Below are 23,839 nucleotides of genomic sequence, written 5' to 3' on the forward strand. Positions count from 1 at the left end.
TTCTCGCCGGCGCCCATGTCCGCGGCCGTCCGAGCCCGCCTCCGGCCCGGGAATGCCACGCCGGAGCGAATGATTCCGGCCGAATCGTCCCATTCGTCGATCTGGCCGAACTGCGCGTCGTCCTATAGATGCCCAGGGCATCTAATGGAGATCGGCACGCCGCATTCTTCGTCTGCGAGGTCACCCATGACGGACACGACGGACACGACGGACACGACCTACACCAAAGAGATGACAGAGGTGACAGGGATGGCAGAGGTGGCTGGTGGGACGGATGTCGCGCGGGGTCCGGCGTCCGTCGCCTTCCCGCAGGACCGGACCTGCCCCTACCAGCCGCCCACCGCCTACGACCCTCTGCGTGCTTCGCGTCCGCTGGGCCGCGTCACCCTCTACGACGGAAGCACCGCCTGGCTGGTCACCGGTCACGACGCGGCCCGCGCCCTGCTCTCCGATCCCCGTCTGTCGAGCGACCGCACCCGCCCCGGCTGCCCGGCGATCTCGCCCCGCTCCAAGGCGCTGCAGGACCGCCGGTTCGCCCTGCTCAACGTCGACGACCCCGAACACCACGCCCAGCGCCGCCTGTTGGTCGCCAAATTCACCCTCAAACGCGCCACCGCCCTGCGCCCGGCCATCCAGCGGATCGTCGACGAGCGGATCGACGCCATGCTCGCGCAGGGGCCGCCCGCGGAGCTCGTGAACGCCTTCGCGCTGCCCGTACCGTCCACGGTGATCTGCGAACTGCTGGGTGTCCCCTACGCAGACCACGAGTTCTTCGAGGAGCAGTCGCGACGGCTGTTGCGCAGCCAGGTGGCTGAGGAGGTGCGCGACGCGCGCGACCGGCTCGACGCCTACCTCGGCGCGCTGATCGACCGCAAGCTGGAGGCGCCGTCCGGCGACGGCGTCCTCGACGCCCTGGCCCGCGAGCAGCTGCGCGAGGGCACGGTGGATCGCGACGAGGCGATATCCCTGGCCGCGATCCTGCTGGTCGCGGGCCATGAGACGACCGCCAACATGATCTCCCTCGGCACCTACACCCTGCTCCGGCACCCCGAGCGGCTGGCCGAACTGCGCGCCGACCCGTCGCTGCTGCCGACGGCCGTCGAGGAGCTGACGCGGATGCTGTCCATCGCTGACGGGCTGCTGCGGCAGGCCACCGAGGACATCGAGGTGGCCGGGACGACGATCCGGGCCGGGGAGGGCGTGGTCTTCTCGACCTCGGTCATCAACCGCGACGAGACCGCCTACCCCGCCCCGGACACCCTCGACTGGCATCGCTCCGCCCGCCACCACGTCGCGTTCGGCTTCGGCATCCACCAGTGCCTCGGCCAGAACCTGGCCCGCGCCGAGCTGGAGATCGCGCTGGGCACCCTCCTCGAACGGCTTCCCGGTCTGCGCCTGGCCGTCCCGGCCGACGAGGTCCGCATCAAGCCCGGCGACGCGATCCAGGGGATGCTGGACCTCCCCGTGACCTGGTAAGGGGCCCCCGCCATGCACATCGACATCGACACCCACGTCTGCATCGGCGCCGGCCAGTGCGCCCTGGCGGCCCCGGGCGTCTTCACCCAGGACGACGACGGCTTCAGCACCCTGCTGCCCGGCCGGGAGGACGGCGGCGGCGACCCGATGGTCAAGGAGGCCGCGCGGGCCTGTCCCGTCGGCGCGATCAAGGTGTCCGCGACGGCAGGCTGACACCCGCCCCCAGGGCGCTTCTCGGTCCGGCGGCCACCCGTCACGGGGCGTTTCCCGGCCCAGCGGTCACCTGTCACGGGGCGTTTCCCGGCCCGGCGGTCACCTGTCGTGGGGTGCTTCTCGGTCCGGCGGTCACCCGTCGCGGGGCGTTTCCCGGTCCGGCGGTCACCTGTCGTGGGGTGCTTCTCGGTCCGGCGGTCACCTGTCGTGGGGCGTTTCCCAGTCCGGCGGTCACCTGTCGTGGGGTGCTTCTCGGTCCGGCGGTCACCCGTCCCCAGGGTGCTTCTCAGCCCAACAGCAGCCGTGCCGCCTCGCGTGCCTCCGCCGCCGGGGCGGTGCCGCCGTTGATCCCGGCCGTCACCATCGCGCCCTCCGCCAGCAGGAACAGGGGGCCGGTCAGGGCGGGCGGCAGGCCGGCGTCGGCGACCAGGGCGCCGAGGTAGTCCCGGAACGCCCGCTTGTGCGCCCGTACCTGGTGTGCGACGCGCTCCGAGGTGGCACCCAGCTCGCCGTACGCGTTGATCCAGGCGCACCCCCGGAAGTCCGGCTCGCCGAACCACCCCTCCAGCCAGTCGAACACGGCCAGGATCCGCTCCCGGGGGTCCTCCTGCCGCGCCACGGACTCCGCGAGGCGCCCGCGCCAGCACACGTCCCGCCGCTCCAGATAGGCCTCCACCAACTGCTCCTTGGCCGGGAACAGCTGGTACAGGCGCTTGAGCGAGACCCTCGAGGCGGCCCGGACGTCGTCCATGCCGACGGACTGCACGCCCCGCCCGTAGAACAACGTCTCCGCGGCGTCGAGCGCCTGCTCACGGGCTGTTGCGCTGTCCATGGCGACCACCGCTCCTCAGGGGTTCCTTGACGGGAGAACGAGCGTTCTCTACGTTAGCAGCAGGAGTGGAGAACGCTCGTTCTCCGCGTAGGGGGAGACCCCGATGACCGTGCGTGAGGAGACCTCGATGTCCGACAGCCGCCCGCCCGTGCCGCCCTTCACCCGGGAGACCGCGGCCCAGAAGGTCCAGGCCGCCGAGGACGCCTGGAACACCCGCGACCCGCACAAGGTCGCGCTCGCCTACTCCGAGGACTCGGTCTGGCGCAACCGCGACACCTTCCTGACCGGCCGGGCCGCGATCGTGGAGTTCCTCACCGCCAAGTGGGCGCGCGAGGACGAGTACGCGCTCCGCAAGGACCTGTGGGCCCACGACGGCCACCGCATCGCCGTCCGCTTCCAGTACGAGTCGCGCGCCGCCGACGGGTGGTGGCGCAGCTACGGCAACGAACTGTGGGAGTTCGACGAGCGCGGGCTGATGACCCGCCGCGAGGCGAGCATCAACGACGTGCCGATCGAGGAGGCGGACCGCCGGATCCACGGCCCACGCCCCGACGCCGAGCGAGGGCTGTCCTTCCCGCTTGAGTAGGGTTCCCGGGTGACCGAACAGGACGAGCAGCCGCCCTTTCTCTACGTCGTCGTCTGCGCCGCGGGCATCGCCGCGGACGTCGGCAGGCTGATCACCGCAGCGCAGGAGCGGGAGTGGCACGTCGGCGTCATCGCGACACCCCTCGCCATGAACGGATTCTTCGACACCGCCGCCGTCGAGGCGCAGACCGGGCGCCCGATCCGCTCCGCCTGGCGGCGCCCCGGCGATCCGCGGCCGTTCCCGGAGCCCGACGCGGTCGTCGTCGCCCCGGCCACCTTCAACACCATCAACAAGTGGGCGGCCGGGATCGCCGACACCCTCGCCCTGGGCACCCTGTGCGAGGTGTCCGGCCTCGGCGTCCCCATCGGGGTCCTGCCCTGCGTGAACGAGACCCTGGCGGGCCACCCCGCCTACCAGGACAGCCTGATACGCCTGCGCGGGATGGGCGTCCGGTTCGGATACCCGTACGACGGTGTGGCGGGGGAGGAGTTCGGCTGGGAACGGGCGCTGGACCTGCTCGGCTGAGTCACACGGAGACGTCCGTCGCGCTGCCGGGAGTCAGCCAACAGAACCGTTCGCCGAGGTCGCCGGACGCCGGCTTCGCCAGCTCGGCCTCGACGACGCTCCGGCCCTCCCGAAAGTGCGACCACCCCTCGTAGTGCACCGGGAGCACGGTGTGCGGGCGCAGCGCACGGCACAGCTCCACCGCCCGGGGCGCCGTGAGCGTGTAGCGGACGGGCCCGGACAGCGGGAAGCCGACCCCGCCGAGGTGCAGCAGGACCGTGCCCACGTCGAGTCGTCGGGCCACCTCGCGCACACCGGGATACAGGACGGTGTCGCCCGAGATCCACAGCGCGCCGTGCCGCTGGCCCTCCCAGCGCAGGGCGAAGCCGGTCACGTCGCCGACGATCGGGTGGGACAGGGGCGGGCCGTGGCGGGCCGGGGTGGCGGTGACCTGGATGGTGGGCAGGCCGGGGGAGTTCAGGCGCCACGTCGTCCACGGGGTGAGCCCGTGCGCGTTGCCGCCCAGCCGGCGTGCCCCCGAGGGCGTCGTGAGGACGACGCCGGCCTTGGGCAGCAGGGCGCGCCCCGCCGTGTCCAGGTTGTCGGCATGGTGGTCGTGGGTGAGTAACACGGCGTCGATCGGGGGGAGTTCGTCGACGTCCAGGGCCGGTCCGGAGACCTTGCGGGACGAGGTCCCCCAGCCGAACCCGTAGCGGCGGCCGGGCGGGTCGAACGTCGGGTCCGTGAGCAACCGCCGACCGGCGACCTCGATGAGCGTGGTCGGGCCGCCGACGTGGGTGATGCGGACCTCGGTCATGCGGTGGTCCCTTCCGGACAGGTCCGGGCCGGCCGCGGCCACCTCGGACATACGGCTGCTTCGTGTGGGCCGGCGCCCGCCGCGGGCGAAGCCGGCGACATCCTCCCAGCCGGGCGCCCCTGGAAACAGGTAGGGCCGCGCCATGAACTCCTTGACCTCGGTGACCCGGTCCGTTGCAGTCTTGTACTCCACACCGATGTCAGGAGCGGCAACGATGCAGTACGTGAAGCTCGGTTCGACGGGTCTGGACGTGTCACGGATCTGTCTGGGCTGCATGACCTACGGGCTCCCCGACCGGGGCACGCACGAGTGGACGCTCGACGAGGAGGCGTCGCGTCCGCTCATCCGGCAGGCCCTGGACGCCGGGGTCACCTTCTTCGACACCGCGAACGTCTACTCGGACGGCACCAGCGAGGAGATCGTCGGCAGGGCCCTGCGCGACTTCGCCCGCCGCGACGAGATCGTGCTCGCGACGAAGGTGCACGGCCGGATGCGGCCCGGACCCAACGGCGGTGGCCTGTCCCGCAAGGCGATCCTGTCCGAGATCGACCACAGCCTGAGCCGCCTCGGCACCGACTACGTCGACCTGTACCAGATCCACCGCTTCGACCCGCACACCCCGGTCGAGGAGACGATGGAGGCGCTGCACGACCTGGTGAAGGCCGGCAAGGTCCGTTACCTCGGGGCGAGTTCGATGTACGCCTGGCAGTTCTCCAAGATGCAGTACACGGCCGAGCGGCACGGCTGGACCAGGTTCGTGTCGATGCAGAACCACTACAACCTCCTCTACCGCGAGGAGGAGCGCGAGATGCTGCCCCTGTGCGCGGACCAGGGCGTCGGCGTCCTGCCGTGGAGTCCCCTGGCCCGCGGCCGCCTCACCCGCGACTGGGGCACCGAGACCGGGCGCAGCTCCACGGACGACTTCGGCAACACCCTCTACCCGGAGGGCGACCGCACCATCGTCGAGGCGGTCACCCGCATCGCGGCCGACCGAGGCGTCCCCCGCGCCCGGGTGGCCCTCGCCTGGCTCCTCCACCAGCCCACGGTGACCGCCCCGATCATCGGAGCGGCGAAGCCCCACCACATCGAGGACGCGGTGGCGGCGACCGAACTACGCCTGAGCGAAAAGGAACTGGAGGAGTTGCAGCAGCCCTACCTCGCGCATTCGGTCGCGGGCCACTGAAGCGTTTCTCCAGGGGTGCGGGTCCGTATCCGTATGCGGCTCCGCCGCGTGGGCGCGACCAGCCCCCACGGACCCGCGGCCACATGACGGCACAACCACGCAGTACCTAATGCGGGCCTTGCGGTGCAAACTCGGTACCGCAGGGCCCAGCCCCCTCACTGACTGCCAGCGGCACCCGCTCACCCCCCATCGACAGGGTCCGGTAGTACCGCCCGATCCGCCGGGCCGACCGCCCGACATAGTGCCCGATGAACGACCGCCGGAACCGATCAACCGTCCGGTTGGGCTGCGACCCGTGCACCAGGCTGCCGTTGAAGAACAGGACATCCCCCGGCGCCAGGTCGACCGGCACGGCCGACAGTCCCGCCGGCGGCGCAACGTACTCCCTGGCGAACGACACCTCCGCGTCCGCCTCCTCCGGGCAGAACAGCCCCATCCGGTGGGTGCCGGGTACGACCTCCAGGCCGCCGTTTTCCCGGTCGATCACGTCACAGGCCAGCCAGGCCGCCACGCAAGTGCCAGGCTCGACCCGCAGATAGAAGTTGTCCTGATGCAGCGCCTGACCCCGGGCGCCCGGTGGCTTGAAGTAGAACATGCTCTGCGCGGCCAGCGACTCCTCGCCGAGCAGCTCCTCCAGCACGCTCCCAAGCCGCGGGTCCAGCAGCACCTGGCGGGCGAGGGGACTGATCTCGTGCGGGTGCATCACCCTCGGGTAGCGGTCGAGGGGGTCGTCACCGGTCCGCGGCTCGAAGTGCCCCGGCACCGGCTCGCCGGCCGCCTGCAGCGCCGCGAACTCGGCGCGCAGGCGGTCGACTTCGTCGGGTCCGAACAGCCCCCGGACGACGGTGAAGCCGTCCTCCTCGTACTGTCGCAGCCCGGCCGGGGTCAGGCCGATCTCCGGGACGGTCATGTGTGCCTCCTTGGTCGACCCGCCTATGTTGAGCCGGACACGGCGTACCGGAGGATGCCCATGCGTGCTGACGACCTGCCCGGGACTGCCGTGTCCGGGGATCCCTCGCCGCCGCCCGGGCTGGTGGTGGTCGGTCACTTCGACGAGGGCGCGGGGTACGGCGTCAACCGGCCGCGGGGTTCGGACAGCTGGCTGTTCACCTGGACGACGGGCGGGTGCGGGCGGCTGCGGCAGGGCGGCGGCGAGGTGCGGGCGGGCGTCGGGGACCTGGTGGTGCTCGCGCCCGGTGTCCCGCACGCCTACGGCGTCGAACCCGGTGCCCGGCACTGGCGGTTCTGGTGGGCCCACTGCCAGGCCCGCCCCTCCTGGACACCCTGGCTCCGCCCGTACGACACCGGGGACGGCCTGTACCTCGCCCGGCCCGTCCCGGTCGCCCTGCACGACCGCGTCGAGGCCGCCTGGCGGCGCATGCAGGCCGACGCCGGCTGGGCCGACGCCGGCTGGGCCGACGCCGGCTGGGCCGACGCCGGCTGGGCCGACGCCGGCTGGGCCGACGCCGGAGAGCCGGCCGGCGGCGCCGGGATCGTGGTGGCCGAGAGCGCAGCCGCCCGCGAACTCGCCCTGTGCGCCCTGGAGGAGGCCGTCCTGCTGGCCACCGCCTCGGCGCGCACTCCCACGGCCCGGGTGGGCCTCGACGACCGCGTCCGCCGGGCCCAGGCGCGGATGGCGGCCGAGCCGGGCGCCTCGCACACCGTGCGCTCGCTCGCCGAGGAGGTCGCCCTGTCACCCTCGCGTTTCGCCCACCTGTTCGCCGAGCAGGTCCGCCAGTCCCCGATGCGGGCCCTGCGTGAGGCGCGACTGCGCCATGCCGCACGGCTGTTGGAAGGCACCGACCTCCCCGTGGAACGTGTCGCCACGGCCTCGGGCTTTGCGAGCGCGTTCCACTTCAGCCGCGTCTTCCGCGCCCGCTACGGGACACCGCCGGGCGCGTACCGGGACGGAATACGCGACGCGATTTCCGTCCCGAAAGGCACCTCAAAAGGGACGCCAAAAAGGACACCCATACAGTGACCACCCCAGAGGGCGATCCCGGATTGACGTTTCGTCAAAATTCTTCGGCCCGCACGCAATGCACGAAACCGTGAGATCCCTTGTTCCTCCTGGTCCGGCTGTGCGAAGGTGTGCCTTGTCGGCGCACGGACAACGTTTTCTGACCTGTGCGCACGAGACGCCTCCCGTTCACACCCCCCACGCTTCAAAAGAGCTGTCCCGCCGTGGACGTCAGAGGTGCCGAACCCTGTGCTGGTCGATCCCGCTTCGTGGGCGGGGTCGCATACCGGATGGTATGTACTTAATGCCGCATGTCCCCGGAAGGAACGCAGACCGTGAATGACCTAGGCCTGTCGAATTCCCCTTCGGCGCGCCGCTTCGACGCGACGGACGAACAGCTGAGCTCGGAGCTGAAGAAGTGGACGGGGGCATCACCCGCGCCGCATCCCGTCGGCGAGCTGCTGGACCGGCACTGGGAGGCCGCCTTCGCCTACGCACGGCTGTGCACCGACGGTGAGCGCGCGGCAGGCATGCTCACCACGGCCGCCTTCACCAGGCTGTTCGGCGAGACCCTGCGGCAGAACGGGCCGACGGCCGCGTGGCGCCCCCATCTGCTGGTCACCGTGCGCCGCATCGCCGCCGAGTGGGACGCCGACGGCCGCCGTGACCTGCTGCATCCCGCGCTGCGCTCCGAGGGCGAGGACGGCGACCGCGCGGCAGCCCGGCTGCTGCCGCCCGTGCACCGGCGCACGCTGTCCCGGGCGTTCCAGCGACTGCCCCAGTCCGCCCGCTGTCTGCTCTGGCACACCGAGGTCGAGGCGGAGCCCCTGGCGGTCCCGGCCGGTCTGCTGGGCCTGGAGGACGACGGCGCCCGCGTCGAACTGGCCCGGGCCCGCGAGCGGCTTCGCGAGGAGTGCCTCCAGGTGCACCGCGAACTCGCCACCGACGACGAGTGCCACCGCTACCACCGGCTGCTGGACGTCACCTGCCGTCGCGGAGGCGACGTCGACCCGGACCTGCGCGGCCACCTGGAACAGTGCAGGCACTGCGCCCACACAGCCGACCAGTTGCGGCAGTTCGAGGGGCTGCTCGGCGCCGCCCTGGCCGAGGGCATCCTGGGCTGGGCCGCCGCGGCCTACGTGCAGGTCAGGGTGGCCGGCGAGAGCGCTGAGCCGGCCGCGGAGCGGCCCCCGAGCTATGCGGGCGAGGCCTTCACCGAGGGCGGCCCCGCTCCCGCGAGGCCCGGCGCCACGGCCGAGGCCGGCGCGAACTCCCGCGCCGGACTGCGAGCGGGTGCGCTCTCCCGGATCGGATCGCGGGCCGGCTCCCCCTCCAGCACCCGGTCTGCGCCCGGCACCGACTCCCGCCCCGGATCGCGTCGCGCGGCGCAGAAGGCGGCCCGCCGCGCCGCCCGCCGCCGCAATCTCACCGCCGCCGTCCTGACGGTGAGCGGACTGGTGGTCCTGCCGCTCGTGGTGTGGGCCGTCATCGACTCCGGGACCGGGGCCGCCCCCGTCGCGAACAGCGGGGCGGCGAAGTCCCCGGCCCCCGGGACGGACACGGCCACCTCCGACCCGTCCTGGATCGGTGCGGGCGAGGACGCCCAGGGCACCCTGCGCGGCCGGCTGCACAACGTGGCCTCCGGGCTGTGCATCGGCATCGTCGGCACCAAGGCCGTCAGCGGCACCGAGACCGGACTCGCCGCCTGCTCCTCCGCGGCCGGCCAGCAGTGGACGTACGCACCGGACGGGCTGCTGCGCAGCGCCGCCAACGCCGACCTGTGCCTCGACTCCCGCCTCGGCTACTCGGTCCGGCTGGCCCCCTGCGCGGGTGCCTCCCAGCCCGACCCCGAGAACGTCCGGTACGACTTCACGCTCCAGGGCACGCTCGTCCCGCGCTCGGGCCAGAACCTCGCGCTGGCGCCTGCCGCCACCGACGGTTCGGGCGCCCTCGTCCTGAAGAACCGGGTGGACAGCGCCGCGCAGCGCTGGGTGATCGACACCTCGCAGCCCGACCCGCAGATGCAGTTCGTCAACTGGGGCGCCGACAGCACCCTCTCCGACACCCCGGCGTCGGCTCCCACGCCCAGGGCCGCGAAGTCCCCGACGCCCACGCCGACGCCGTCCGCCACCCCGACGGCCACGCCGCCGACGAGCTCCTCCTCGGGCTCGAACAACACGTCCTGCTCGTACTACTACTGGTACTCCTGCTCGCCGGGCGGCCAGTCGGGCTCATCCGGAGGCTCCGGGTACGGCTACGGCGGGTCCGGGTACGGCGGCGGATACGGGGGCTACGGCTCGGGTTCCGGCTTCGGCGGCGGCCGCTGACCCGAGCGGTCGGACGCCGACCACCTTCGGCGAGGCCCACAGCGCCACGGCGGCCGGGACCGGCATGGCTCCGGCACGGTGGGCATGGGTGAACGCCGGCCCGGCCGGCTCCTCCCCGACCTGCACCACGCGCCGCCACAGCAGCGTCGCCCGGCGATCCGGCGTACGTCGGTTCGGGCCGATGTTCACCCCGAGCAGCACCGCGAGCACCGCCCCGGTCCCGGCCGGGGCGCCGAGCGGCACCAGCACCGCGGGCAGGTTGTTGATCAGGTTCGCCAGGACGACGGACAGCGCTTCGGCGAGCGGGGCGTTCAGGGGGATCTCCGGGAGCGGGGGTGGGGTGGCGCCCGCCCATCGAACTGGTCCGGGTGTCCGTCCATGACAACACGCGCGGGTGAAACACCCGCCGAGGGGCCGCGGGGCCGGCTCATGCCTCGTCGAACAGACTCAGCTCCGCCCAGATCGTCTTGCCCTCGGGGGTGTGCCGGCTGCCCCAGCGCTGGGTGAGCTGGGCGACCAGGAGCAGGCCGCGGCCGCCCTCGTCCCAGGTCTTGGCCCGGCGCAGGTGCGGGGCGGTGTGGCTGTTGTCGGAGACCTCGCAGATCAGGGTCGTCGCGTCATGGATCAGCCGCAGCCGGATGGGGTGGGAGCCGTACCGGATGGCGTTGGTGACCAGCTCGCTCACCACCAGCTCGGTCGTGAACGACGCGTCGCTCAGTTCCCACTCGGCGAGCTGCTGGACCACCTGTTTGCGGATCGGCGCGACCAGCGACGGGTCGGCGGGAATGTGCCAGGTCGCGACCTGGGAGGCGGGCAGGCCCCGGGTGCGCGCGAGCAGCAGGGCCACGTCGTCGTCGGCGCCGCCGGCCGGGAGCAGGGCGTGCAGGATCCGGTCGCAGATCTCGTCCAGGGAGTCCGAGTACGCCGCCAGGGCCCGGCTCAGCAGTCGGTGGGCTTCGTCGACGTCCCGCTCGCGGGACTCGATCAGGCCGTCGGTGTAGAAGGCGAGCACACTGCCCTCGGAGAGTTCGAGCTCGGCCGACTCGAACGGCAGCCCGCCCAGGCCCAGCGGGGGACCGGCGGGCAGCTCGACACGGCGGGGCGCGCCGCCCGGCCGCAGCAGTACGGGCGGGGGATGCCCGGCCCTCGCCAGGGTGCAGCGCCGTGACACGGGGTCGTACACCGCGTACAGACAGGTCGCCCCGACCTCGCCGGGGTTGCCCTCGCCACCGGCCTCCTCGGACAGCCGGACCACGAGGTCGTCGAGGTGGGTGAGCAGCTCGTCGGGGGCGAGGTCGATGTCGGCGAGGGTGCGCACGGCGGTGCGCAGCCGGCCCATGGTGGCCGAGGCCTGGACGCCGTGCCCGACCACGTCCCCCACGACCATCGCGACCCGCATCCCGGACAGCGGGATCACGTCGAACCAGTCGCCGCCCACACCGGCGCGGGCGGCCGGCAGATAGCGGGAGGCGGCGTGGACGGCGGCGGTGCGCGGCAGGGTGCGCGGGAGCAGACTGCGCTGCAGCGCGAGGGCCGTGTCGCGCTCACGGGAGAAGCGGCGGGCGTTGTCGACGCAGACGGCGGCCCGGGCGGTGATCTCCTCGGCCAGCAGCACGTCGTCGGGGCTGAACGGGTCCGGCCGGCGGAACCGGGTGAGGACGGCGACGCCGAGCGTGACGCCCCGCGCCTGGATCGGCACGGACATCGTGGAGTGGATGCCGATCTCCCGCACCCGTGCGGCGCGTGCCGGGTCCCGGGCGAGCCACGCGTCCAGACCGCCTCCGGCCACGGTGCCGACGATGGTGTGCCCTGCTGCCAGCGAGTCGGCCTGGGGCGACCCGGCCGGGTAGTCCTGCGCCTCCCCGGGCTTGGTCACCGCCTCCGGGCAGTGGGGGTTCACCGAGTGGTGCGCGGCCCGCCGCAGGCTCAGCGGCGGCTCGAAGCTGCTCGGGGGGTCCCCGCCGTCCCGCGGGTCGAGCAGGTCGACGCTGACGAAGTCGGCGAGCGCGGGCACACAGACCTCCGCCAGCTCCTGGGCCGTCCGCGTCACGTCCAGGGTGCTGCCGATGCGGACGCTCGCCTCGTTGACCAGCTGGAGCCGCTCGCGGGCGAGGTAGTTGTCGGTGAAGTCGTGGGCGGCCAGACATACGCCCCGCACCCGTCCGTCGGCGTCGGTGACCGGCGCCATCCGGGCCAGCCAGGCGTGCGCCGGTGCCTCGCCGTCGGTCCGCGTGTACGTCTGCACGTCCTGCGCCCGGCCGCTGGTGAGCACGCGCAGCATGTGCTGTTCCAGTTCGGCGCTCTGCGGTCTGCCGCCGATCTCGGAGAGCCGCAGCCCCCGGATCCGCTCCTCGGGCAGGCCGATCACCTCGCCCATGGCCTCGTTGATGCGGCGCAGCCGCAGGCGTTCGTCGTAGACCGCCACGGCGCAGGGCGACTGGACCAGCGCCGCGGCGGCGAGGGGGTCGTCCGGCGAGCCGGGACCGGCCCCGGCCAGCGGGGTGAGGACGAGCCAGTGCCCCGGGCCGTCTTCCCGGGCCGGGGAGTGGTGGGCGAGCAGCCACACCCGTACCGGACGGCCGTCGCGGTGGCGCAAAGTGACCGTTCCGTCCCAGCGAGGTCCGGTGGGGACGGGCGTTCGGTCGGTGAGCAGTGCCGCGGCGGGCCGGCCCACGACATCGGCCCGGGACCAGCCCAGCAGGGTCCGGGCGCCCTCGTTCCACCCGACGAGCGTGCCGGCGTCGTCGACCACAGCCCGGGCCGTCGCGGCCTCGTCGAACGGATACTCCGGGCTCATCTCGCCACTCCATCGCGGACACTCACAGTGAACGGGCGCGTCACTTCCGTTCCAGCCTAGTGCGTCGCGCTCGTGCGCGGACGGGAACCCCCGGTGCCCGGCGAGACAGCGTTGTCCTGCCGGAGTCAAGTGCCAAATCCGGCCTATGTCGCGCGATGGAGCCCGGGGGAGGGCATGGGGCGGGAGACCGCCGCCGCACCCTTGACGGGCATGAGTGGCCCGTCGTCAGATTCTGTTTGTTAACGATCAGTTGTGAGTACTTCTGGTTCCTGATGAGGGAGAGCCGACCATGACGGTCACTCGCAGATCGGTCCTTCTCGCTTCCACGGCGGCACCGGCCGCAGGAGCGCTCCTCGGCACCCCGGCGGCTCAGGCCGCCGAGGCCGCCCAGAGCGCCTCCGGCCGCCGTGCGGTCGCGCTGCGCGACGGCTGGCGCTTCGCGCTGGTCGACCCGGGCGGGATCACCGACCCGACGGGGCAGTACGCGGACGCCGCCGCCCCCGGCTACGACGACTCGACCTGGCGCGAGGTGGCGGTCCCGCACGACTGGAGCATCGAGCAGACCCCGACCACGCAGAACGGCACGACCAGCGGCACCGGCTTCTTCCCCGGCGGTCTGGGCTGGTACCGCCTCGCCTTCACCCTGCCGCCCGCCCACGCCGGCCGGCGGATCTCGGTCGAGTTCGACGGCGTCTACATGGACTCCTACGTCTACTGCAACGGCACCGAGGTCGGCCGCCACCCCTACGGCTACACCGGTTTCGCCTTCGACCTGACCGACCTGCTGCACACCGACGGCACCACCGAGAACGTGATCGCGGTGAAGGTGCAGAACCGGCTCCCGAGCAGCCGCTGGTACTCCGGCAGCGGCATCTACCGCGAAGCCCGCCTGGTCGTCACGGAGCCGGTGCACGTGGCCCGCTGGGGCACGTACGTCACCACCCCCGAGGTCACCGACGAACGGGCCGTCGTCCGGGTCGCGACCACGGTGGTGAACGCGTCCGGCACGGGTTCGGACGTGGAGGTCGTCTCCCGGATCCTCGCTCCGAACGGCCGCACGGTCGCCCGTACGTCCTCCACGGTCTCCGTCGCCGACCGGGCCACGGAGACCCACGAACTCACCGTGGCCGATCCGCGGCGGTGGGACTTCGAGACCCCTCACCGCTACACCCTGGAGACCGAACTGCGCGTCGCGGGCGAGCGCACCGACAGCTACCGCACGCCGTTCGGCATCCGTACCTTCCGCTTCGACCCCGACGAGGGCTTCCACCTCAACGGCGGCCACGCCAAGATCCAGGGTGTCGACCTCCACCACGACCTGGGTGCCCTCGGGGCGGCGGTGAACGTCGACGCGATCCGCCGCCAGATGACGATCATGAAGTCGATGGGTGTCAACGCCTTCCGGACCTCCCACAACCCGCCGTCCCCGGAGATGATCCAGGTCTGCGAGGAGCTGGGCATCGTGATGCTGGTGGAGGCCTTCGACTGCTGGAAGACCGGCAAGACGCGCTACGACTACGGGCGGTTCTTCGACGAGTGGTGCGAACGGGACGCCACCGAGATGGTGCTCGCGGCCCGCAACTCGCCCGCAGTCCTCCTGTGGTCCATCGGCAACGAGATCACCGACTCCACCTCCACCGCCGGTCTCGCGATGGCGGACCGCATCATCACCGCCATCAGGGCCGTGGACGACACCCGGCCGCTCATCATCGGCTCGGACAAGTACCGCACCCCGCCCGCCAAGGGCTCCGCCGCCGACCTGATGCTCGCCAAGCTGGACGGCCTCGGCCTGAACTACAACACCGCCAAGTCCGTGGACGCCCTGCACGCGACCTACCCGCACCTGTTCCTCTTCGAGTCCGAGTCGTCCTCGCAGACCTCGACCCGCGGCACCTATCAGGAGCCCGAGCACCTCAACACGGGCGAGAACCACACCCCCGGCAGGCGGGCCACCTCGTCCTACGACAACAACCTCGCCTCCTGGACGATGAGCGGCGAGTACGGGCACAAGAAGGACCGCGACCGGAAGTGGTTCGCCGGGCAGTTCCTGTGGTCCGGCATCGACTACATCGGCGAGCCGACGCCGTACAACGTCTTCCCGGTGAAGGCGTCCTTCTTCGGCGCCGTCGACACGGCCGGTTTTCCGAAGGACATGTACCACCTCTTCCGCAGCCAGTGGGTCGACGAGCCCATGGTCCATCTGCTGCCGATGACCTGGAACCACGAGGCGGGCGACACGGTCGAGGTGTGGGCGTACTCCAACGTCGACACCGTGGAGCTGTATCTCGACGGAAAGTCCCTGGGCGTGCGGAAGTTCGACACGAAGAAGACCGTCGACGGCCGCACCTACCTGGAGACGACCGAGGCCCCCGGCGACGACAAGACCTTCACCACCGGCCCGTACCCCGGCAGCTACACCAGCCCGAACGGCAGTGCGGGAAAGCTGCACCTGACGTGGAAGGTGCCGTACGCGCCGGGCGAGTTGAAGGCGGTGGCCCGCCGGGGCGGCAGGACGGTCGCCACCGACGTCCTGCGCACGGCCGGCGCCCCGCACGCCGTACGTCTCACCGCGGACCGCAAGTCCCTTCCGGCGGACGGGCGTTCACTGGTCTTCGTCACCGCCGACGTCGTCGACGCGCGGGGGACCGTCGTGCCCGACGCCGAGCACCTCATCTCCTTCGCGGTGACCGGCGGCTCCCTGGCAGGTCTCGACAACGGGCGGGAGGAGAGCGCCGAGCGCTACCAGGCCAGTACCCGCACCGCCTTCCACGGCAAGGCCCTCGCCATCGTGCGCTCCGGCACCGAGGCGGGCGCCCTGAAGGTGACCGCCCGCGTGGACGGCCTGCGCAAGGGCACCGCCACGGTGCGCACCACGCACGCGCGCACGGTCGCGACCACCCCGGCCGCCGCCTTCGCCCCCGAGCACCCGGAGCCCGTGACCTACCCCTACGCGGACGCCAGTTACTCCGGCCGCCCGGACACCCTGCCCGCCGCCCTGCTGGACGGCGACCCGGCCACCGGTTGGTCCAACGCCTTCGCCAAGGCGGCCACCGCCCTGCTGCCCGCCTTCGGCGGGGCCCGGCCCGAGGACTGGGTGTCGGTGGACTACGGGCGCACGCGGGACTTCGACCGGGCGGAGGTGTCCTTCACGGTCGACGCCACGCACAGCCTGCCCGCGTCGGTCGAGGCCGAGGTCTGGGACGGGGAGCGGTACGTGCCGGTCACCGGAGCGGCCGTCGACTGGGCCACCGCCTCGGACGCGCCGACGGCTCTCACCTTCGACCCGGCCCGCGGCTCCAAGCTCCGGCTGAAGCTGACCAGCGGCGCACCCGGCACGGTGCAAGGAGCGGTCCGCATCAGCAGGTTGGAGGCGTGACCGGCTGACCGGTCGACCTGCGTGGATCCTGTGGTGCCCGGGCCGGACGGACCGGACCGATCGGCCTGGGCACCACCGCGCCCGAGCGCCACCTCCCGGCCGTACCTCAGCCCGCGTCCGCCGCCTCGAACGTCACCTTCGCCGTGTCCACCGTGCCCGCGCTGCGGCCGGGCGCGCTCTGCCACGACCAGTACAGGTTGGTGTGGGCTATCACCTGCTCCGGTGCCGGAGCGCCGTACTCGCTGAGGTCCTCGGTGGTGTGGGCGTCGCCGACCAGCGTCACGTCGTACCCGCGCACGAAGGCGCCGTGCAGGGTCGAGCGGATGCACGCGTCGGTCTGCGCCCCCGTGACGACGACCCGGCCCACCCCGTGCTCCGCGAGCACCGACTCCAGGTCCGTGGCCTCGAAGGAGTCGAAGTAGGTCTTGTGGACGAGCGGTTCGGAGTCGAGGCGGACCAGCTCCTCGACGTAGGCCCAGTTCTCGCTGCCGCGCACCAGCTCGCCGTCGGAGTGCTGCACCCAGATGACCGGCACGTCCTGCGCGCGGGCCGTGCCGATCAGGGTGTCGATGTTCGCGATCACCTCGGCGCGGCGGGGCGCGCCCGCCACCACGCCCTTCTGGACGTCGATGACGAGCAGGGCGGTGTTCGGCCGGTCGGGCAGGGTGGTCATGGAGACCTCCTGTTCGTCGTCGTGTTTCCGCCATCGGGCGCGGGCGGTGAGTTCTCTCGGACGACCCACCCTAGAACGCACCACTGACAACGGCCCGAGGGCATTCTCGTCCGCACAGTTGACGGGGTGTCATGACTCCAACAAGCATGTCCTGCGACCCCTCCCTGGGAGCGCTCCCATCCGTACCTCGTGGGCAGCGTCCCGCACCTCCCCGAGGAGCCTGGACGTGAAACGACGCAGAACCGCCCTGCTGTCCCTCGCGGCCCTGCTGGGCGCGGCGCTCACCGCGCTGCCCGCGCAGCAGGCCGGCGCCGACGAGGCCGAGCAGGTCAGGAACGGCGGATTCGACACGACCGCCGACCCGTGGTGGACCAGCAACGTCACCGCCGGCCTCACCGACGGCCGGCTGTGCGCGGACGTGCCGGGCGGCACCGTCAACCGCTGGGACTCCGCCGTCGGCCAGAACGCGATCACCCTGGCGAAGGGGTCGTCGTACCGGTTCTCCTTCAGCGCCTCCGGAGTGCCCGAGGGACATGCGGTGCGGGCGATCGTGGGCCTCGGGGTGTCCCCGTACGACACCTGGTACGAGGCGAGCCCCGTGCTGAGCGCGTCGGGGGAGTCGTACTCCTACACCTTCACCTCGCCGGTCGACAGCGCCGAGGGCCAGGTCGCCTTCCAGGTCGGCGGGAGCGCCGAGCCCTGGCGGTTCTGCCTGGACGACGTGTCGCTGCTGGGCGGGGTGCCGCCGGAGGTGTACGAGCCCGACACCGGGCCACGCGTGCGCGTCAACCAGGTCGGCTATCTGCCCGCCGGGCCGAAGAACGCCACCCTGGTCACCGACGCCGGCGCGAAGCTGCCCTGGCAGCTGAAGAACAGCGCCGGGGCGACGGTCGCGCACGGCTGGAGCGTGCCGCGCGGCCTCGACGTGTCCTCCGGGCAGAACGTCCACTCCATCGATTTCGGCGCCTACCGCACGCGCGGCGCCGGCTTCACCCTGGTCGCCGACGGCGAGACCAGCCGCCCCTTCGACATCGGCACCGCCGCCTACGACCGGCTGCGCCTGGACGCGGTGAAGTACTACTACACGCAGCGCAGCGGCATCGCGATCCGCGACGACCTCCGGCCCGGCTACGGCAGGGCGGCCGGCCATGTGGGCGTGGCCCCCAACCAGGGCGACTCCGCCGTCCCCTGCCGGCCGGGTGTGTGCGACTACAGCCTCGACGTCACCGGCGGCTGGTACGACGCCGGCGACCACGGCAAGTACGTCGTCAACGGCGGCATCGCCACCTGGGAGCTGCTGAGCACCTACGAGCGCTCCCTCCTCGCCCGCACCGGCCGTCCGGCCGGGCTCGGTGACGGCACCCTCGCCCTCCCCGAGAGCGGCAACAAGGTGCCCGACGTCCTCGACGAGGCCCGCTGGGAGCTCGACTTCCTGCTGAAGATGCAGGTACCGGACGGGCAGCCCCTCGCGGGCATGGCCCACCACAAGATCCACGACGCGCAGTGGACGGGCCTGCCGCTGCTGCCGAGCGACGACCCGCAGCAGCGCGAACTGCACCCGCCGACCACCGCCGCGACCCTCAACCTGGCCGCGACGGCCGCACAGGCGGCCCGCCTGTACCGCCCCTACGACAAGGCGTTCGCGGCGAGGGCCCTGACGGCCGCGCGCAAGGCCTGGGCGGCGGCCCTCGCCCATCCGGACGTGTACGCCGACCCGAACGACGGCAACGGCGGCGGCGCCTACAACGACGACAACGCGACCGACGAGTTCTACTGGGCGGCCGCCGAGCTGTATCTCACCACGGGGGAGAAGCGGTTCGCCTACCACGTGCTCAACTCCCCGGTGCACACCGCGGACCTCTTCGTCCCCAACGGCTTCGACTGGTCCCGCACGGCCGCCGCCGGCCGCCTCGATCTCGCGACCGTCCCGAACAAGCTGCCCGGCCGGGACAAGGTGCGCAGGTCGGTGGTGCGGGGCGCCGACACCTACCTCGCCACGCTGGCCGCACAGCCGTACGGCATGCCCTACGCCCCCGACGGCAACCGCTACGACTGGGGCTCCAGCCACCAGGTCCTCAACAACGCCGTGGTCATCGCCACCGCCTACGACATCACGGGAGCCTCGAAGTACCGTGACGCGGCCGTCCAGAGCATGGACTACGTCCTCGGCCGCAACGCGCTCAACATCTCGTACGTCACCGGCTACGGCGAGGTCGACTCCCATCACCAGCACAGCCGTTGGTACGCCCACCAGCTCGACCCGAGCCTCCCGGAACCCCCGGCGGGGACCCTCGCGGGCGGCGCGAACTCGAGCATCCAGGACCCCTACGCGCAGAGCAAGCTCCAGGGCTGCGTGGGCCAGTTCTGCTACATCGACGACATCCAGTCCTGGTCGACGAACGAGACCGCGATCAACTGGAACGCGGCGCTGGCCCGGATGGCGTCCTTCGTTGCGGATCAGGGATAGGCCCCGTCCGGTCAGGAGCGTGCAGGGTCGGACACCGGCAGGACACCCATCGGTACCGCGCGGTCATCAGTTTGACCTGGGGATATTTACGAGTAAGTACCCGCGCGGTACCGTGAAGGGCATGCCAGCCCTCAATGTGGAATTCAGCGATCGCGAGCTGGAGGACCTGCGGCAGATCGCCAAGGAACGCGGTACGTCGATGAAGGCGCTCGTGCGGGAGGCGGCCGCGGCCGACATCGCACGGCACCGGGCGCTCCAGGAGGGCGCGGAGGCGTTCCGTACGTTCTTCGCGTCCCACGCCGACGAGTTCGCGGCCGCCTTCCCCGAAGACGAACGCTCCGCCAGGGGCGAGGGGCGGGTCGCCTGACCGATGACAGCCGTCATCCACATCGACGTGCCCTGGCTGCTCCAGCGCCACGAAGAGGTCCTGCCCGAGCAGCCCACCGTCAACGACTTCTCCGCGCTGGTCGCCGCCGTCGCCCGGCACCGGGTCGACCCGCCCAAGCTCGGCGTGGACTCCGACCCCGCCTGGCGGGCCGCCGCGCTGCTGCACACGCTCACTCTGCTCAAGCCACTGCCCTCGGCCAACGCCCGTTTCGCCTGCGCGACGGCGGTGGCGTACATGTTCACCAGCGGGGTCGGCATCGATCCGCCCTACGGCGCGCTCGTCGACCTCGCCCGTGACCTGATCGACGGCAAGACCGACGTCTACGGCGCGGCGGACCGGCTGCGGTCCTGGCAGATATAGGCGAACGGAAAGAGTTTTGGGCCGCCGGCCGAGGGCGGGAGGAACAAGGCCGGCGGCCGTTCGGCGCAGGAGAGCCGCCGTCCTGCGCGGGGCCTCCGAGGAAGTGGCCGGGTTCCAGCCAACTACGCGGGCCGGTGCGTCGGGAGCGTGCGCGGCGCTCCGCCGCGTGCGCGGGTTTCACACGGGGCGCACGGGCGGATTCCGGCCCTGGCGTCAAAGGCCGGCGAAAAGGCGAGGCATACGGAGTGACTCGGCGTCGCCTATCGACATTTTTTCAACAAAGGGCAGCTTCAGCCACCGCCTTGTTGTGCGCGACTTAGTTGTGCAATGGTGAACCACCCGTGCGGGGGTCATGGCCGGGTCCCCTGCGTTCGTCGGCGGAGGCGAATTCGCGCTCCCTGCCGCACCGAACAGGTACGTACCAAAGGAATTCGCTCAGTGCCCACCGCTCAGCCTCCCCTTCCGCCCTACCCTCCGCCGGGCGGGGGCCCAGGAGAATCCGACGAGTCCCTCGCCGCCGGGATACGCGGCGGCGCGGACAGCGAGGTCGCACAGTCCACCGCCCTGCTGATCGCCCGGCACTGGCGGCCGGTGCACGAGTACGCGGTCATCTGCCTCGCCTCCTCCTCGAGCGTCGCGTCCATGATCACCGCGGCCGCCTTCCACCAGGTCTTCGACCGGCTCAAGCTGGGCGAGCCGGCCACCGCGCTGCGCCCCCGACTGCTGGTGACCGTGCGGGACATGGCCCGGCTGTGGTCCGCCGACGAGGGGCTGTCCGGCGTTCTGCCGGTACTGCGCAAGCCCGCCGGCGCGCGCGGCATGCGGTCCGCGAAGTCCATGACGCCGGAGAACCGGGTGCTGGCGGAACGCTCGTTCCAGGGCCTTCCCGCGGTCGCCCGCTGCGCCCTGTGGCACGTGGAGGTCGAGGCCGAGGAGATCACCGTCGCCGCCGGGCTGCTCGGCATGGACACCGACACCGTGTCCGCCGCCCTCGAACAGTCCCGGGACAAGCTCCGCGAGGGCGTCGTCCGCGCCCATCGGGAACTCGCGCCGAACAAGGACTGCCGTTTCTACAACCGGCTCCTCGACGGTCCCATCCGCCGCGGCGGCGACCTGCTGCCCGACGTGCGCCAGCACCTGGACGCGTGCCGTTACTGCCGCTCCGCCGCCGAACAGCTCGGCCACTTCGAGAACGGCCTCGGCGTGCTGCTCGCCGAGGCCGTTCTCGGCTGGGGCGCCCGTCGCTACCACGACACCCGCCCCGGCCGCACCAAGCAGCAGACGGTACGTCTCAAGGGCTCCGCCCGGCACCGTGGGGGCGGCACACGCGGCCGACGCGGCACCCTGCTCTCGCGCATCCCCTCGCCCCGCCGACGGGAGTCCGGGGCGGCGCGGTCGCCGCGCGCGCTGCTCACCGGCGTCGGCCTGGCCTCGGCCGGCCTGCTGACCACCCTGCTCGCGGCCGGCATGTGGTCGGACGACGGCGGCGCCGACCCGGCCGCCTCCACCAGCGGCAGCGTCCCCGGCACCGACTCGCAGGCCGCCACCGCCTCGCCCACGGCCCCGGACACCGCCCAACTGCCCAGCGCACCACGGCAGACCAGGCTGCGCAACGCCGCGGCCGACCTGTGCCTGGACATCCGGGGCGAGGCCAAGGCGGGCGCCGCCGTCGAACTCGCGGACTGCTCGTCCGACGGGACGCAGCAGTGGTCCTACAGCGACGACGGGCAGCTGCGCAGCGCGGCCCACTCCGAGCTGTGCGTCGACTCCCACGCGGACGCCGGTGTGGTCATCCTCGGCGCGTGCGCCGACGCCGGCGACGCCCGGGGCGACGACGTCCGTTACGACCTCACCGTCCAGGGCGAGTTGCTGCCCCGCTGGGACGACGCGCTCGCCCTGGCGACGGCCGGCGAGGCCCCGGGCGCCGATGTCGTCGTCAAGGTCCGCGACCACTCTCCGGGCCAGCGCTGGCTGACCGACGTCGCCTCCGCCTCCCCCGGTTCCCTCGCGGTCACCGGCACGGACGCACCCCCGTCGGCCCAGCCGGTCGACCTCTCGGACCGGACGGCCTGAAGGACGCCACCCGCGCCGCCGGGCACGCCGCCGATGAGCCGCCCGGCGGCCCTGGCGACACGGCCGCGCGGGGGCGTCGGGGCGTGCGGCGGAAAGCCGGAGGAGGCGTCGACGCGGGGCTTCGCCACGACGCCAACGCGGCCGGGTGTCCTCCCCTCAGAGGAGGGCACGCACACCCGCGCCGCCGGGCACGCCGCCGATGAGCCGCCCGGCGGCCCTGGCGACACGGCCGCGCGGGGGCGTCGGGGTGTGCGGCGGAAAGCCGGAGGGGGCGTCGACGCGGGGCTTCGCCACGACGCCAACGCGGCCGGGAGTCCTCCCCTCAGAGGAGCGCGGGCCAGGGCCGGCGAGCCCTGGCCGATCCGAACAACAGCCCCCAGCCCTCGGTGAGGCGCCGGTCGGACCGGCGGGTGTGGCGGTGAGCGGTGGCCGCACAGGGTGACGACCCGGCCGCCGCGTGGGTGCCCGACCGCACCGCTCTGCTCCCGCCGGCCGTCACCCCGCGTCCTCGACGAGGTCCGACGGGCCGACGGTCGCCGGGCCGGCGTGGCCGGACAGGGCCAGGGTGAGGTCGAACTCGGCGAGCAGGCAGCGGATCACGTGCTCGACGCCGGGCTGTCCGTCCAGGCCGAGTCCGTAGACGTAGGGCCGGCCCAGCAGCACAGCCCGCGCGCCGAGGGCGAGCGCCTTGAAGACGTCGTCGCCGGTGCGCACCCCGCTGTCGAACAGCACGGTCAGCCGGTCGCCGACCGCCCGCGCCACCCCGGGCAGCGCGTCGGCGGCGGCGACCGAACCGGCCACCTGCCGGCCCCCGTGGTTGGAGACCACCACCCCGTCCATCCCGGCGTCGGCGGCCAGCCGGGCGTCGTCGGGGTGCAGGACGCCCTTGAGGACGATGGGCCCGTCCCAGTTCTCCCGCAGGAACGCCAGGTCCGGCCAGGTCTTGCCGGGGTCCGCGAACAGGCTGACGAAGTGCAGGACGGCCGCGTTCGGGTCCTCGTGCACCGGCTTGGCCAGGCCCGCCCGGAAGGCCGGGTCGGTGAAGTAGTTGGCGGTGCCGACGCCGTGCAGGAACGGCAGGTAGGCCTGGTCGAGGTCGCGGGGCCGCCACGCCAGCAGCGGGGTGTCCAGGGTGACGACGAGCGCGGTGTACCCGCTCGCCCTCGCACGGCCGAGGAGACTCCGTGACACCTCCCGGTCCTTGGACCAGTACAGCTGGAACCAGCGCTCGGCGTCGCCCATCGCCTCGGCCACCTGCTCGATCGGCGTGCTGGACGCCGACGACAGGATGTACGGCACCCCCTGCGCGGCCGCGGCCCGGGCCGCCGCGGACTCCGCCTCCGGGTGCATGATCGACAGCACGCCGACCGGCGCCAGGGCCAGCGGCGCGGGCAGCGAACGGCCCAGCACCTCGACCGACAGGTCCCGCTCGTGCACGTCCCGCAGCATGCGCGGCACGATCCGGCGGCGCTCCAGGGCGGCGCGGTTGGCCCGCGCGGTGCTGCCGTTCCCCGCGCTGCCGGCCACATAGCCGACCGGACCCGGCCCGAGCCGCTGCTCGGTGAGCTCCTCCAGCCGGGTCAGGTCGGTGGGCAGCCGGGGGACCGCGCCCGTCATCCCGTTGAGATAGATCTCGTACTGGAAGTCCGCCCAGTGCTTGGCCATCCGTCCGTGCCGCCTCTCGTCGTCCTGTGGTCGAGCGTGTGTGGCAGGGCGACCATACCGGCGGGCAGGTGCGGGGCGGTCAGGGCATGTCCGGCGGATCATGCCGGAGACGCGGGGGGCGCATGCCCTCCCCGGCTATCGG

19 protein-coding genes are annotated in these 23,839 nt (G+C 72.6%); 12 read left to right on the forward strand and 7 right to left on the reverse strand.

The genetic code is table 11. From position 1 onward, the window contains the following. Positions 1-249 precede the first annotated feature (249 nt). Complete coding sequence (locus OG289_RS45565; protein ID WP_327319892.1) at positions 250-1,476, forward strand: cytochrome P450; 1,227 nt, start codon at positions 250-252, stop codon at positions 1,474-1,476. Between the two features lie 12 nt (positions 1,477-1,488). Beyond that, a complete protein-coding gene (locus OG289_RS45570; RefSeq protein WP_327319893.1) occupies positions 1,489-1,689 on the forward strand; it encodes a ferredoxin in 201 nt (66 codons plus the stop codon). 286 nt (positions 1,690-1,975) lie between these two features. Here the strand turns inward: OG289_RS45570 and OG289_RS45575 are convergent, their stop codons facing one another. Beyond that, positions 1,976-2,521, reverse strand: coding sequence for a TetR/AcrR family transcriptional regulator (locus tag OG289_RS45575; protein WP_327319894.1), 546 nt, complete (start codon positions 2,519-2,521; stop codon positions 1,976-1,978). 127 nt (positions 2,522-2,648) lie between these two features. On the opposite strand from OG289_RS45575, the gene OG289_RS45580 reads away from it, so the two are divergent. Together OG289_RS45580 and OG289_RS45585 are read left to right on the forward strand one after the other, a co-directional pair. Then, positions 2,649-3,107, forward strand: coding sequence for a nuclear transport factor 2 family protein (locus OG289_RS45580; protein WP_327320998.1), 459 nt, complete (start codon positions 2,649-2,651; stop codon positions 3,105-3,107). A 9-nt stretch (positions 3,108-3,116) separates the two neighbouring features. Beyond that, on the forward strand, positions 3,117-3,632 hold the full coding sequence (locus OG289_RS45585; protein ID WP_327319895.1) for a flavoprotein: 516 nt from the start codon (positions 3,117-3,119) through the stop codon (positions 3,630-3,632). A gap of 1 nt (position 3,633) precedes the next feature. On the opposite strand, the gene OG289_RS45590 is transcribed toward OG289_RS45585, so the two are convergent. Next, the gene (locus OG289_RS45590; RefSeq protein WP_327319896.1) at positions 3,634-4,620 is read right to left on the reverse strand and encodes an MBL fold metallo-hydrolase; all 987 of its coding nucleotides are present in this window, start codon (positions 4,618-4,620) and stop codon (positions 3,634-3,636) included. Positions 4,621-4,642: 22 nt separating this feature from the next. On the opposite strand from OG289_RS45590, the gene OG289_RS45595 reads away from it, so the two are divergent. Next, the gene (locus OG289_RS45595) at positions 4,643-5,611 is read left to right on the forward strand and encodes an aldo/keto reductase (RefSeq protein WP_327319897.1); all 969 of its coding nucleotides are present in this window, start codon (positions 4,643-4,645) and stop codon (positions 5,609-5,611) included. Positions 5,612-5,717: 106 nt separating this feature from the next. On the opposite strand, the gene OG289_RS45600 is transcribed toward OG289_RS45595, so the two are convergent. Then, positions 5,718-6,521, reverse strand: a complete 804-nt coding sequence (locus OG289_RS45600) for a phytanoyl-CoA dioxygenase family protein (RefSeq protein WP_327319898.1) — start codon at positions 6,519-6,521, stop codon at positions 5,718-5,720. 60 nt (positions 6,522-6,581) lie between these two features. Here OG289_RS45600 and OG289_RS45605 point away from each other — a divergent pair, with 60 nt between their 5' ends. Further along, positions 6,582-7,592: a helix-turn-helix domain-containing protein gene (locus tag OG289_RS45605; RefSeq protein ID WP_327319899.1), complete on the forward strand. Its 1,011-nt coding sequence runs from the start codon at positions 6,582-6,584 to the stop codon at positions 7,590-7,592. A gap of 314 nt (positions 7,593-7,906) precedes the next feature. Beyond that, a complete protein-coding gene (locus tag OG289_RS45610) occupies positions 7,907-9,898 on the forward strand; it encodes a ricin-type beta-trefoil lectin domain protein (protein WP_327319900.1) in 1,992 nt (663 codons plus the stop codon). A 427-nt stretch (positions 9,899-10,325) separates the two neighbouring features. Here the strand turns inward: OG289_RS45610 and OG289_RS45615 are convergent, their stop codons facing one another. Then, a complete protein-coding gene (locus tag OG289_RS45615) occupies positions 10,326-12,695 on the reverse strand; it encodes a SpoIIE family protein phosphatase (RefSeq protein ID WP_327319901.1) in 2,370 nt (789 codons plus the stop codon). A 289-nt stretch (positions 12,696-12,984) separates the two neighbouring features. On the opposite strand from OG289_RS45615, the gene OG289_RS45620 reads away from it, so the two are divergent. Continuing rightward, positions 12,985-16,071 carry a glycoside hydrolase family 2 TIM barrel-domain containing protein gene (locus tag OG289_RS45620; protein ID WP_327319902.1) on the forward strand — a complete coding sequence of 1,029 codons (3,087 nt, stop codon included), beginning with the start codon at positions 12,985-12,987 and terminating at the stop codon, positions 16,069-16,071. A 106-nt stretch (positions 16,072-16,177) separates the two neighbouring features. On the opposite strand, the gene OG289_RS45625 is transcribed toward OG289_RS45620, so the two are convergent. Then, entirely contained in the window at positions 16,178-16,744 is a 567-nt protein-coding gene (locus OG289_RS45625) for a cysteine hydrolase family protein (RefSeq protein ID WP_327319903.1), read from the reverse strand. A gap of 226 nt (positions 16,745-16,970) precedes the next feature. On the opposite strand from OG289_RS45625, the gene OG289_RS45630 reads away from it, so the two are divergent. From OG289_RS45630 to OG289_RS45645, 4 genes are all read left to right on the forward strand, one after another. Continuing rightward, positions 16,971-19,211: a glycoside hydrolase family 9 protein gene (locus OG289_RS45630; RefSeq protein WP_327319904.1), complete on the forward strand. Its 2,241-nt coding sequence runs from the start codon at positions 16,971-16,973 to the stop codon at positions 19,209-19,211. Between the two features lie 121 nt (positions 19,212-19,332). Then, a complete protein-coding gene (locus tag OG289_RS45635) occupies positions 19,333-19,578 on the forward strand; it encodes a hypothetical protein (RefSeq protein WP_327319905.1) in 246 nt (81 codons plus the stop codon). 3 nt (positions 19,579-19,581) lie between these two features. Continuing rightward, positions 19,582-19,959, forward strand: a complete 378-nt coding sequence (locus tag OG289_RS45640; protein ID WP_319674145.1) for a toxin Doc — start codon at positions 19,582-19,584, stop codon at positions 19,957-19,959. Between the two features lie 438 nt (positions 19,960-20,397). Beyond that, positions 20,398-22,032 (forward strand): RICIN domain-containing protein, encoded by a 1,635-nt coding sequence (locus OG289_RS45645; protein ID WP_327319906.1) that lies wholly within the window; start codon positions 20,398-20,400, stop codon positions 22,030-22,032. A 156-nt stretch (positions 22,033-22,188) separates the two neighbouring features. Here OG289_RS45645 and OG289_RS45650 read toward each other — a convergent pair whose 3' ends face one another. Together OG289_RS45650 and OG289_RS45655 are read right to left on the reverse strand one after the other, a co-directional pair. Next, positions 22,189-22,326, reverse strand: a complete 138-nt coding sequence (locus OG289_RS45650) for a hypothetical protein (protein ID WP_327319907.1) — start codon at positions 22,324-22,326, stop codon at positions 22,189-22,191. Positions 22,327-22,527: 201 nt separating this feature from the next. Further along, complete coding sequence (locus OG289_RS45655) at positions 22,528-23,697, reverse strand: lactate 2-monooxygenase (RefSeq protein WP_327319908.1); 1,170 nt, start codon at positions 23,695-23,697, stop codon at positions 22,528-22,530. Between the last annotated feature and the right edge of the window lie 142 nt (positions 23,698-23,839).

The organism is Streptomyces sp. NBC_01235, assembly GCF_035989285.1.
Lineage (GTDB): Bacteria > Actinomycetota > Actinomycetes > Streptomycetales > Streptomycetaceae > Streptomyces.

Coding starts and splice junctions, on each gene's coding strand:
- OG289_RS45565 (WP_327319892.1), top strand. CDS start 250: ATGGCAGAGGTGGCTGGTGGGACGGATGTCGCGCGGGGTCCGGCGTCC.
- OG289_RS45570 (WP_327319893.1), top strand. CDS start 1,489: ATGCACATCGACATCGACACCCACGTCTGCATCGGCGCCGGCCAGTGC.
- OG289_RS45575 (WP_327319894.1), bottom strand. CDS start 2,521: ATGGACAGCGCAACAGCCCGTGAGCAGGCGCTCGACGCCGCGGAGACG.
- OG289_RS45580 (WP_327320998.1), top strand. CDS start 2,649: ATGTCCGACAGCCGCCCGCCCGTGCCGCCCTTCACCCGGGAGACCGCG.
- OG289_RS45595 (WP_327319897.1), top strand. CDS start 4,643: ATGCAGTACGTGAAGCTCGGTTCGACGGGTCTGGACGTGTCACGGATC.
- OG289_RS45600 (WP_327319898.1), bottom strand. CDS start 6,521: ATGACCGTCCCGGAGATCGGCCTGACCCCGGCCGGGCTGCGACAGTAC.
- OG289_RS45605 (WP_327319899.1), top strand. CDS start 6,582: ATGCGTGCTGACGACCTGCCCGGGACTGCCGTGTCCGGGGATCCCTCG.
- OG289_RS45615 (WP_327319901.1), bottom strand. CDS start 12,695: ATGAGCCCGGAGTATCCGTTCGACGAGGCCGCGACGGCCCGGGCTGTG.
- OG289_RS45620 (WP_327319902.1), top strand. CDS start 12,985: ATGACGGTCACTCGCAGATCGGTCCTTCTCGCTTCCACGGCGGCACCG.
- OG289_RS45625 (WP_327319903.1), bottom strand. CDS start 16,744: ATGACCACCCTGCCCGACCGGCCGAACACCGCCCTGCTCGTCATCGAC.
- OG289_RS45635 (WP_327319905.1), top strand. CDS start 19,333: ATGCCAGCCCTCAATGTGGAATTCAGCGATCGCGAGCTGGAGGACCTG.
- OG289_RS45640 (WP_319674145.1), top strand. CDS start 19,582: ATGACAGCCGTCATCCACATCGACGTGCCCTGGCTGCTCCAGCGCCAC.
- OG289_RS45655 (WP_327319908.1), bottom strand. CDS start 23,697: ATGGCCAAGCACTGGGCGGACTTCCAGTACGAGATCTATCTCAACGGG.